We start from the raw sequence: 11011 nt of genomic DNA, 5'->3' as shown, positions 1-11011 counted from the left end.
CCACTTGCCCCTCGGGCTCGCTGCATTCTCTTAGAACGACTGCCCTATGCCTGCATAGATGCCGTATGAACTGCCACCTTCATATCGATCAAGCGGCAGCGCAAAATCGATGCGCAATGGCCCGAAGGGTGTCGCGTATCGAAGGCCGATACCGGCGCCCATGCGGATATCCGAGAAATCGGGCACGATTTCGGTCGCAACTGTACCGACATCCAAAAACGGCACAATTCCGATCGTATCGGTAATTTTTATGCGCGCTTCCAAAGAAGTTAACATGTAAGAGCGGCCACCGAGTGCCTCGTTGTCGTCGTTATAGGGCGAAATTTCGCGATAGGAATAACCGCGCACCGAGCCGCCGCCACCCGCATAAAAGCGCCGCGTTGCAGGGATACTGGCCAAACCATCGCCACCGATCAAAGTTCCTGCGGAGAGCTTGGCGGCCAGCACGACGCGATCTTCCTGCCCGAGACCGAGATAACCGGAAATCGAGCCTTCAAAGGAAGAAAAGACATTGCCGTTCAGAGCCTCGTAACTCGGCTTGGCCGACAGCGTGCCGTAATACCCTTCGGTGGGATCGAGCTTGTTGTCGCGGGCGTCGCGCTCGTAGCCGATCGGAAGGCTGAACGTCAGGTAGTCGTTGTCGCCGTAAACGTCATGTGTCTGGGTATAGGCAATCTCGCCGCCGCCGGTGAATTTGTCCTGATCGTTCAGCTCATAGGTGAACTGGCCAAGTGCGGTCACGGATTCGGCGTCATAGGTGTCGTAGTTTTCCGTTTTTGCTTCGACGCTTGCATCGAAGGTGATCTGCGGAAGAAATGTGCCCGGTTTCTTGAAATAGACACCGGCGCGATAGTTGAGATCGCCGACATCGGTGCCATCAGTTGAGCCGAGACCGGAAACCTCGCCTTCGAAACGCAGCGATTCCGCCTGCCCGAACAGATTGCGATGTCCCCAGTAACCCGAGAGGCCACCGCCATCGAGCGACGAATATTCGGCACCAAAACCGAAATAGCGGAATTTGCCTTCCGAAACTTCGATCGACAGCGGAATGGAGCCGTCCGGAGCCAGTGCCTTGTCTTCCTGGATGGTGAGGCTGGAAAACACGCTGAGTTCGCGCAGACGATCGGCCGCCTTCTTCATCTGATCGGGTGAATATTGCTGACCCTGGTCGAGGCGCGAATAACGGCGGATGAATTCCGGGTTGACCGCCCGCGCGCCTTTCACAGCGACGCTGCCGAAAGGTGCGACCGGGCCGCCGCGGGCATCCAGCGTCACATCTACCTTGTTGGTGGCGTGGTCGGCGACGACTTGCCGTTCTGCCAGCTCTGCCAGCGGACGACCTTCGTTCTTGAGGTCGTGAATGATGGTTTCCCCGGCCTTGATGATCAGCCGCGAGCCGGCCTTGCCGTCGGGTACGAGATCGTATTCGGCCGGGTCTCTGCCGGCTGCATCGCCCAGCATGGTGATCTTGCCGAGGGTAAAGACAGGGCCGGGCTCGACGGAGACAGTGACGGGGATCGGCTTGCTGCGATCGAAGCTTGGGTTTGGCGGCAACCGGTCGATATCCTGACCGGCGATCGTGATGTTGACGATGCCGCCGTAGCGGGCTTCCTCGAACAGCACGGCGACAAGGCGGTCGCGGTCCTCGCGCGCCTTGATGACGATACCGAGATCGCCGGAAACGGGATTTTCCTTGTCGGCCACCAGAGAGGCGGCGTTTTCCAGCCGCTCTTCGAGGTCGCTGTCCGCCTCCTTGGCCTGAAAGGTAACGTCGTAGCGGACAGGGTCGACGACCTCGACCTCGTCCTTGTCGCTTTCGAACAGGGTCAGGCCAAAAATCTTCAGCGCATGCGCTTCCGGAACAAGCACGGGAGAGCTTGTCGTCGCCAACGCGAGCGCCAGTATCGTTGCGCCTCGATAGGCCGAGCGAATGAATGGTGCCGTGTGGGGGCGTTTCCGCAGTACTGCTATGTTTCCGCCCTCGCCGGTCTTTGCTGTTTGTCTGAAATGCTAATTTATTCGCAAAAACAGGGGCAACATATGTCTTTTAATGAGCCAGGTCGAATCTTTATGGAAAAAAGTGAGGGCTTTAGGAGGGGAGTGTTGCCCCATGGCCGCGCAATCCGCCACAAAATAGGGCGGGTCGCACGATTAGCGACCCGGTGTTTTAAAGGCGTTCCCGCCTGTCAGCCGATCATCGGCTTGCCGACGGGAAGCAGGTCGCGACCAAACGCATCCTTGTAGATCGTATGTGCCATCACATAGAGAGCCGAGGCACCGCACAGCATCAGCTCGTAACCGGCAATCACGTTGAAGGCAGGTGGACCAAAATGGCCGGCTACAAGCAGGGTGAAGCCGATCAGCAATGTGATGAAGACGAGGCCAAGGCCGGTGCTGGCGCGCATCGCGCCCGGCGTCATGATGGCCGTGTAGATCGTCCAGATGGCCAGGAACCAGCCGAGATCCGTGTGGCTGATGGGGAAAATGCCCGTCGCATTGCCGATCTGGATCAGGCAAAGTGCAATCCAGAAGCAGCCATAGGACGTGAAGGCGGCATAACCGAAATTGTTGCCGATCCGGCCTTCATGCAGGCCGGCGATCAGCTGGGCGAGGCCGCCGAAGATGAGGCCGGTCCAGATGACGGGTCCGAGCGAGGCCCAGCCGACATTGTGAAACTGAAGGAGGATGGTCGTCATGCCGAAACCGGCAAGGCCGACCACGGCCGGGTTGCCGTGTGTTGCGTGATTATGGGCGACAGGTTCTGCGGTGATGATCTGATCGGGCGGCGTGTTGGCGTTCATGGGATATCCGTCACTGGGATGGCGATAAAAGCTGCCAATCCGATCGGATATGTGCAGCGCGCGATGGCGGCTGCTGGCTAAGCTGACTGCGAACAGCTTGAGGTTGATCTGGCGCAATCTGCGTCCATCAGTCTCAGACGGGCAAAGGTCTGCATGCACCAATGCAAAAGCCCGCAGAAGATCATTCCGCGGGCTTCTTCATCGGTTCGGTCGTCAATACGACCGTATCGAACGGCTCAGTAGCCGCCGCGCGGGCAGCTGTCGATGTAACGACGACCGTACTGGTCGCGATAGTAGCACTGACCGGGCTGTTCGGAGACATTGCCGATCACAGCGCCTGCGACGCCGCCGATCGCACCGCCGACTGCGGCACCGCGGACGTTACCCGTTGCCAGGCCACCGATGACGGCGCCGGATGCAGCGCCGATGCCGGCGCCTTTTTCGGTCTGGGTGCAACTCGCCAGCGACAGGCCGGCCAGAGCGAGAACCATCAATTTTTTCATAACTCTCTCCACTTCATTGAAGACGGCTGCAGGGAGTGATCTCGCCTCTCACCGCATCCCGCGGCAGCATCGTCTTGACGGAGAATAGGGTTCCATACCCATATGTCCATACTGTGATGCGGCCTAGCTTACCCGACGCGAGGCGGTTTTTCCTCAAGCGGACGCAAAAATGCAATTCGTCAAAATTTGACATCGATCAACACGGGCGCGTATTGCCTCTCTATCTTTTGACTAGAACAGTTCAAAAGAGTGGGCCATTTGCCGCAGTGTGCTCTATTAGACATTGCTGGGGTTGACGGAAGAAAAGGCAGAACTCACAAAAGTGCAGGTTCTGGAGTTTGATATGGATTTCGAGGCATTTTTCAAGAACGAGCTGGACGGACTGCATCAGGAAGGCCGCTACCGCGTGTTCGCCGACCTTGAGCGTCAGCGTGGCAGTTTCCCGCGCGCCACCCATCACATGGCCGACGGCACGAAGGACGTCACCGTCTGGTGCTCCAATGATTATCTCGGCATGGGCCAGCACCCCGCCGTTCTTGCCGCCATGCATGAGGCCATAGATCACTGTGGCGCGGGTGCGGGAGGCACCCGGAATATTTCTGGTACCAACCACTATCACGTTCTGCTCGAGCGCGAGCTCGCAGATCTGCACGGCAAGGAAGCCGGCCTGATCTTCAACTCCGGCTATATGTCGAACTGGGCCGCACTCGGTACGCTTGGCCAGAAGATCCCCGGCCTCATCATCTTCTCCGATGCGCTGAACCATGCTTCCATGATCGAGGGCATTCGCCACGGCAAATGCGAGCGGGTTATCTGGAAGCACAACGATCTCGCCGATCTCGAAGCCAAGCTTGCTGCCGCAGATCCGAACGCGCCGAAAATGATCGCCTTCGAGAGCGTCTATTCCATGGATGGCGATATCGCGCCGATCAGGGAAATCTGCGATCTCGCCGACAAATACGGCGCCATGACCTATCTCGACGAAGTGCATGCCGTCGGCATGTACGGCCCGCGCGGCGGTGGCATTGCCGAGCGCGAAGGCCTGATGGACCGCGTGACGGTCATCGAAGGCACGCTGGGCAAGGCTTTTGGCGTGATGGGCGGCTATATCACTGCCTCCACCGTTTTGTGCGATTTCGTGCGCTCCTTCGCCTCCGGCTTCATCTTCACCACGGCGCTGCCGCCGACGCTTGCCGCCGGTGCAATCGCCTCGATCCGCCACCTCAAGAACAGCCAGTTCGAGCGCGCCCGCCATCAGGAACGCGTGCGCAAGCTGCGCGGCATGCTGGATGCCAAGGGCATTCCGCATATGCCCAACCCCAGCCATATCGTGCCGGTCATGGTTGGCGATGCCGCCAAGTGCAAGTGGATCTCGGATCTGCTGATGGACAATTGCGGCATCTACGTGCAGCCGATCAATTATCCGACCGTTCCGCGCAAAACGGAGCGTCTGCGTATTACCCCGACGCCGCTGCATTCCGACGCCGATCTCGAACATCTGGTCGATTCGCTGCATCAGTTGTGGGCGCGTTGCGCACTGGCCCGCCAGGTCGCGTAAGCTCAAAGACTGTCGACGAAATACAAAAGGCCTGATCGTTCGCGATCAGGCCTTTTTGGTTTGGTCGTGGTGTCCGTTGTCAGCCGATGTGTCTTGCGGCGAGACGGCGTGCCTCGGCATCGGCGGCAAACACGTCATCCATGCTCGATGCCGGCGGCAGGGTGGAAAGCTCCGTCATCACCTGTTCCGTGATCTCGGCCATGGTGAGAAAGCCGGTGCGGCCGGCGATAAAGGCTTCGAGCGCCACTTCCTTGGCACCGTTCAGCACCGCGCCCTGCACGCCGCCGCGCGTCATCGCCAAACGCGCCAGGCGCAAGGCTGGGAAACGGGTCTCGTCTGGCGCTTCGAAATCCAGTCGCGCCAGCTTTGCGAAATCCAGCCGTTCGACGGCCAGGCTGGCGCGTTTCGGATATTGCAGGGCATAGCCGATCGCGGTGCGCATATCCGGGCAGCCGAGCTGCGCCAGCACCGAGCCGTCCGTGTAGCCCACCATGGAATGAATGACCGATTGCGGATGCACTATCACCTCCACTTGTTCGGGCGTCAGTCCAAACAGATGTTTGGCCTCGATCATCTCCAGCGCCTTGTTGAACATCGAGGCGCTGTCGATGGAGATTTTCAGGCCCATCGACCAGTTGGGATGGGCGCGGGCGATATCTGCCGTCACGCCTGCCATCTGCTCGAGGCAATACGCGCGGAAAGGACCGCCGGATGCGGTGAGGATCACCCGCTCCAGCGCATGCCGCTGGTTTTCCTCCAACACCTGAAAGATGGCATTGTGTTCGCTGTCGACCGGCAGCAGCTTGCCGCCACCCTGCCTGACCGCTTCGATAAACAGGTCGCCGGCCGAAACGAGGCATTCCTTGTTGGCAAGCGCGATATCGGCGCCGCGTCTGGCAGCGGCCAGCGTTGGCGCAAGACCCGCCGTGCCGACGATTGCCGCCATTACCAGCCCGGCATCCATTTCAGCTGCCTCGATCAGGCCGCTGCGACCCGCCGCGACGGCAATGCCGGTGCCGGCCAGGGCTTCCTTCAGGTCGTTGTAGCGGGCTTCGTCAGCCGTCACAGCCAGTCTGGCGTTGAAGGCGCGTGCCTGTTCGGCCAGCAGCGAAATATTGCCGCTGCCGGTCAGTGCCGCCACTTCAAACGTCTCACGGCCCAGATGTTGGACCACATCCAGCGTGCTGACGCCGATCGAGCCCGTGGAACCGAGAACGGTGATGGAACGCGAATGATGCGTCGATGCCATGAAATGTCCGCCTGCTTCTTATCGTGGCCGGTCTATCGCCGAATGGGTGTGGTCACAAGTCCCGGCTGTTTTCCGCCACGCAAGCGGATGTGACGATGCAACGGCTTGATCCGATCGCACTGGCGGTAGAATGTGCGGCATGACCAGCATCCATTCTCAATATTCCGAACAAATCGAAACCGGTTGCGCCATCGTCGGCGGTGGCCCGGCGGGGCTTATGCTCGGCCTGCTTCTGGCGCGCGCCGGTGTGGAGGTCGTGGTTCTGGAAAAACATGCCGACTTCCTGCGCGATTTTCGCGGCGATACGATCCATCCCTCGACGCTGGAGGTGATGCGTGAGCTTGGTCTTGACGAAGCCTTTCTGACATTGCCGCACACGCGGGCGCCGAAATTGTCGGCGGAGATCGGCGGACGGCAAATCAGCATCGCTGATTTTTCGCGTCTGCCGGTGCATCACCGGTTCATTGCCTTCATGCCGCAATGGGAATTCCTGAATTTTTTGGCGCAGGAGGCGGCACGATATCCGAATTTTCGGCTGATCATGCAGGCCCGCGTCGAAGATCTGTTGGAGGAACAGGGCAAGATCGCCGGGCTTTCCGCTGCCACTCCGGACGGGCAGATTATCATTCGTTCCCGTCTGGTGGTGGGTGCCGATGGCCGCAATTCCGTGACGCGGGCAAAAGCGGGACTTGAGGTCGAGAGCTTTGGTACGCCAAGCGAAGTCGTCTGGATGAAACTGTCCAAACAGGCCGGCGATCCGCAGGAGACGATGGGTCATGCCGGTCCGCGGCAAGGCTTTGTGCTGATCGATCGCGGGGATTACTGGCAGTGCGGATATGTCATCCGGCGCGGCACCTTCACTGATATAAAAACGCGCGGGATCGCGGCGTTTCGCGAGGCGGTGAGTGCCGTTTCGCCGCTGCCGGCCGACCGCATGGATGAGATTGGCGGATGGGGGGATGTCAGCCTGCTGCAGGTGCGTATCGACCGGCTGAAACGCTGGTGGCGGCCGGGCCTGCTCTGCATAGGGGACGCAGCGCACGCCATGTCGCCGATCGGCGGTGTGGGCGTCAATCTGGCCATTCAGGATGCGGTGGCGGCCGGCAATCTTTTGGCGCAGCCCTTGAGGGCGGGAAACCTTTCCGATGGAGATCTGGCTGCGGTCGAGGCTCGCCGCGGTTTTCCGACGCGCGCCACCCAGAAACTGCAATTGATGATGCGCAGTTCGCGCCGCACGGATCAGGTTAGCGCAGAAAAGCGAAAAGGCCCCCCGGCCTTCATCCGGGGCATAGCGCGTTTCCCTCTGCTGTCACATCTGGCCGGACGCCTGATCGGCCTGGGCTTTCGGATGGAGCATGTGCGCCAGCCGCAGATCAGTGCGGCGTCGAAAGGTCAGGACTGAAATAGCGACAGCATGCTCGACGAACTGGAATTGGCGATCGACAATGCCTGTATCGCCAGCTGTTCCTGTGTCTGCAGAGCCTTCAATCGTGTCGAGGTTTCATCCATATCGGCATCGACAAGCCGGCCGACGCCCTTTTCGATGACATCCGACAGGTCGAGCATCAGGCTTGTCTGCATGTCGAGCGTCGTTTTGAGGGCGCCCAGCGATGTGCCTGCGTCGATGATGTCGGATGTGACGACATTGATGTAGCCAATATAACGATCCAGCATTTCGGGGTTTTCGACGATATCGATATCGACGAAATTCTGGGTCGGGATCGGTTCGATGCTGACGCTCATGCCGGTAAATCCGATGGAGGTCTTGATGCCGGAAAGCCGGTCGCCTGCCGTGTCAGATCGCACAGATATCGTGCTGGGATCTGTCGCCTCGATGATGACATTCGGCCAGCCATCCTCCATGAACGACTTCAACAGGGTCACCATCTCGTCGGCGGTCTCGACCTTGCCTGTGTCCTTGCCCAGCAGGCTGTTCACATAAGGTCTGTCGAATTCGTAGGTCTGCGAGCTGGCGCCGTTGAGGGTGAAGCGGAACGTTACGGAGACACCATCCGGATCGTCGCCATCCGTATAAACTTCGAAGGGCGTAAAGCCCAGGCTGATTGCCGAACCACGCGTTCCATAGGCGAGAAAATTGGACATGCCGGCACTGCCGACATCGCTGCTGAAATTGCGGATCTCCAGCGCTGAACCGTCTAGCCCGGAGCTTTCATTGGTTTGCATGGCGATCTGGTTGGGCACCGTCCCGCTCGGATATTGTGGAACCAGACCTGCCGATGCGCCGCTGCCAGACAACGATAGCGCGTTAGACAGCACCTGCACGAACTGCGTGTAGGTCGATACTTTTCCGTCAGAAATGGAAAGTACACTGTCGACCATAGTGCGATCGATGGTGATGTGCGTGAGCTTGCCTGGATCGTGCGGTCCGGGCAGGTCGGCGGGGTTGTCGGCATCAACGATGACGTCGAACTCGATCTTGTCGTTCGTGTCAAAGGTGAGTGGGCCGGCAAACGTGAAGCCGCTGCGCGCATTGGTGCCGCCGGTCAAGTTGGTCTGGCTCATGTGGACCAGGCCATCGTTGTCCATGTAGGTGTCAAAAAGCCGGACGCCACCAAGGGTTTTCAGTCGGCGTTTGTCTGCTTGCAGCAGGCCGCCGCCTTCGGAATTGAAAAGCGACACCTCGGAAAGATGAAAATCGGTCTTGCCGAGAGAAACGGCGGATCCCGTGCGCGTAAACGACGACACCATCGACACCCGGTTAAGATCGCTGTCATTGATGTCCGCGATTTCGGTGTTCAGCCAGTTCTCGCCGCTGAAGCTTGCCGACGTCGAGATGTCGATCACCTGCTGCTTGAGTTGGTCGAGTTCCTTCTGGATCTTGCCGGGATCGACGCCGGGTTCCTTGGCGGCAACCAGCTTCGTCTGGAAATCGGAGAGCACGTCGATGACCGACTCGATCCCCGTATAGGCGACGTCGAGCTTTGCGGCGCCAAGGTTCAGTGCGTCGCCGACGGCAGAGATTGCCTTGTTGTCCGAGCGCATGGTGGTGGCGATGGACCAATAGGCGGCATTGTCCGCGGCCACGTCTATCCGCATGCCGGACGCGACCTCACTTCGCGTGTTTCCCATCTGACTTTCGATGGAACGGAGGGTCTGCAACGCGGAAATGGCGCCGTTATTGGTGAGGATACTGGACATGAAAGCTCTGCAAATATGGGAGAGCGCATCATGCGCAAATGATTACGCCATACAACAAAACCTTGGTTAAGCGATGGTAAATGTTAACAATAAGATATTGGGTGTTTTTAGACTATAAATGGTTGAAAGAAAGCGTGAGTAATTAATTTCGGAGCCTTTCTTGACTTAAAGGAACCCGTTTTAGACGAAAAGTTTTCTTGCGAGTTTTTGACCTCGATGACTCCCAAGCGTCATGCTTCGCTGTCTTCAGATGGCTGCCGTGAATGGCAAATGGTGATTCCGACGCGATTCGAACGCGTGACCCTCAGATTAGGAATCTGATGCTCTATCCTGCTGAGCTACGGAACCACTCAAAGCCATCCATACAAAAGGAGGGGCGGCAAGCCAAGCGTTTTTCCACCCCTCTTCGTCGCTGCCGGATCAATCGGTCAGGCGCTGTTCCGCGAGCTTTACCCAATAGGATATGCCGTGGGCGATTGCTTCGTCGTTGAAATCGTATGCCGGGTTGTGAAGGCCAGCGCTGTCGCCGTTGCCGATGAAGATGAAGGCGCCGGGGCGGCTATTCAGCATGAAGGAAAAATCCTCGCCGGCCATCATCGGATCTGTGTTGGCGTCGACGTTTTTCGGGCCGGCGATAGCCGTCGCCGCCTCGGCCGCATGCAGCGTTTCCGTGTCGTGGTTGATCGTCACCGGGCAGGCGCGTTCATATTCGAACGTCGCCGTTGCGCCATGGGCGGCGGCGATCGTCTCGACCAATTGGCGCAGGCGCGCCTCGGTGAAATCGCGCACGGATTCGTCCAGCGTGCGCACCGTGCCTTCCAGCTCGGCCGTCTCGGGAATGATGTTGTGGGTCGTGCCGGCCTGAAAACGGGTGACCGAAACCACGACTGAGCGCAGCGGATTGATGTTGCGCGAGGCGATCAGCTGAACATTGCTGACGATCTGCGCGCCGATGGCGATCGGGTCGACCGTGTTATGCGGTTCTGCCGCATGGCCGCCGCGGCCGTCGATGGTGATGGAGAACTTGTCGGGCGCGCCCATGATGGCGCCCTGGCGGATGGCGAACTGGCCAACCGGAATGCCCGGCCGGTTATGCATGCCGTAGACTTCATGGATGCCGAACCGCTCCATCATGCCGTCCTTGACCATGGCTTCGGCGCCACGGCCGCCTTCTTCGGCCGGCTGAAAGATCACCGCGACGGTTCCGTTGAAATTGCGCGTCTCGGCCAGATATTTGGCCGCGCCCAGAAGCATGGCGGTGTGGCCGTCATGGCCGCAGGCATGCATTTTTCCGGGCGTCTTGGAGGCCCATTCGGCGCCGGTAATCTCGGTCAGCGGCAGCGCATCCATGTCGGCACGAAAACCAACCGTGCGGCTGCCGGGGCCCTTGCCGCGAATGAGGCCGACGACGCCCGTTCTGCCAATGCCCGTCACCACCTCGTCGACGCCGAATTCCTTCAGTTTTTCCGTCACGAAATTCGCCGTATGCTCGACCTCGTAGAGAATGCCCGGGTTTTCGTGGATATGACGGCGCCAGGCGCTGACTTCATCCTGCATTTCGGCGGCTCTGTTCAGGATCGGCATAAGATTTCCATTTCGCTTGCAAAGACGTGATGTTGCTCCCGATTCCATATTGCGCTGCGGAATTGACGGAATCAACGATCTTTGCCATTGCTAGGTCATAGTGGTCGAATAACCGCCACGCTCGTTACGCCCGGATTGTACGAGGACGACCCCTTGC

General features: G+C 59.1%; 8 protein-coding genes and 1 tRNA gene. 2 read left to right on the top strand and 7 right to left on the bottom strand.

What is annotated here, in order from left to right:
• Window positions 1-30: 30 nt before the first annotated feature.
• From EDF70_RS20035 to EDF70_RS20025, 3 genes are all read right to left on the bottom strand, one after another.
• Window positions 31-1905 (bottom strand): autotransporter assembly complex family protein, encoded by a 1875-nt coding sequence (locus EDF70_RS20035; RefSeq protein WP_132277181.1) that lies wholly within the window; start codon window positions 1903-1905, stop codon window positions 31-33.
• 281 nt (window positions 1906-2186) lie between these two features.
• Window positions 2187-2801, bottom strand: coding sequence for a GPR1/FUN34/YaaH family transporter (locus tag EDF70_RS20030; RefSeq protein WP_132277179.1), 615 nt, complete (start codon window positions 2799-2801; stop codon window positions 2187-2189).
• Window positions 2802-3037: 236 nt separating this feature from the next.
• Window positions 3038-3304 (bottom strand): YMGG-like glycine zipper-containing protein, encoded by a 267-nt coding sequence (locus EDF70_RS20025; protein WP_132277177.1) that lies wholly within the window; start codon window positions 3302-3304, stop codon window positions 3038-3040.
• 343 nt (window positions 3305-3647) lie between these two features.
• Here EDF70_RS20025 and hemA point away from each other — a divergent pair, with 343 nt between their 5' ends.
• Entirely contained in the window at window positions 3648-4862 is a 1215-nt protein-coding gene (hemA, locus tag EDF70_RS20020; RefSeq protein WP_132277175.1) for a 5-aminolevulinate synthase, read from the top strand.
• 79 nt (window positions 4863-4941) lie between these two features.
• Here the strand turns inward: hemA and dxr are convergent, their stop codons facing one another.
• Window positions 4942-6111: a 1-deoxy-D-xylulose-5-phosphate reductoisomerase gene (gene dxr, locus EDF70_RS20015; RefSeq protein WP_132277173.1), complete on the bottom strand. Its 1170-nt coding sequence runs from the start codon at window positions 6109-6111 to the stop codon at window positions 4942-4944.
• Between the two features lie 139 nt (window positions 6112-6250).
• Between dxr and EDF70_RS20010 the strand changes: the two genes are divergently transcribed.
• Window positions 6251-7513, top strand: coding sequence for an FAD-dependent oxidoreductase (locus EDF70_RS20010; protein WP_132277171.1), 1263 nt, complete (start codon window positions 6251-6253; stop codon window positions 7511-7513).
• Here the strand turns inward: EDF70_RS20010 and EDF70_RS30655 are convergent.
• From EDF70_RS30655 to EDF70_RS19995, 3 genes are all read right to left on the bottom strand, one after another.
• On the bottom strand, window positions 7504-9270 hold the full coding sequence (locus EDF70_RS30655) for a flagellin (protein ID WP_132277169.1): 1767 nt from the start codon (window positions 9268-9270) through the stop codon (window positions 7504-7506). The genes EDF70_RS20010 and EDF70_RS30655 overlap by 10 nt on opposite strands.
• A gap of 271 nt (window positions 9271-9541) precedes the next feature.
• Window positions 9542-9618 (bottom strand) — tRNA-Arg (locus tag EDF70_RS20000).
• Window positions 9619-9690: 72 nt separating this feature from the next.
• Entirely contained in the window at window positions 9691-10854 is a 1164-nt protein-coding gene (locus EDF70_RS19995) for a M20 aminoacylase family protein (RefSeq protein ID WP_132277167.1), read from the bottom strand.
• Window positions 10855-11011: the final 157 nt, after the last annotated feature.

The organism is Neorhizobium sp. JUb45, from assembly GCF_004343585.1.
Classification (GTDB): domain Bacteria; phylum Pseudomonadota; class Alphaproteobacteria; order Rhizobiales; family Rhizobiaceae; genus Neorhizobium.
This window is presented reverse-complemented; position numbering and strand designations above follow the sequence as displayed.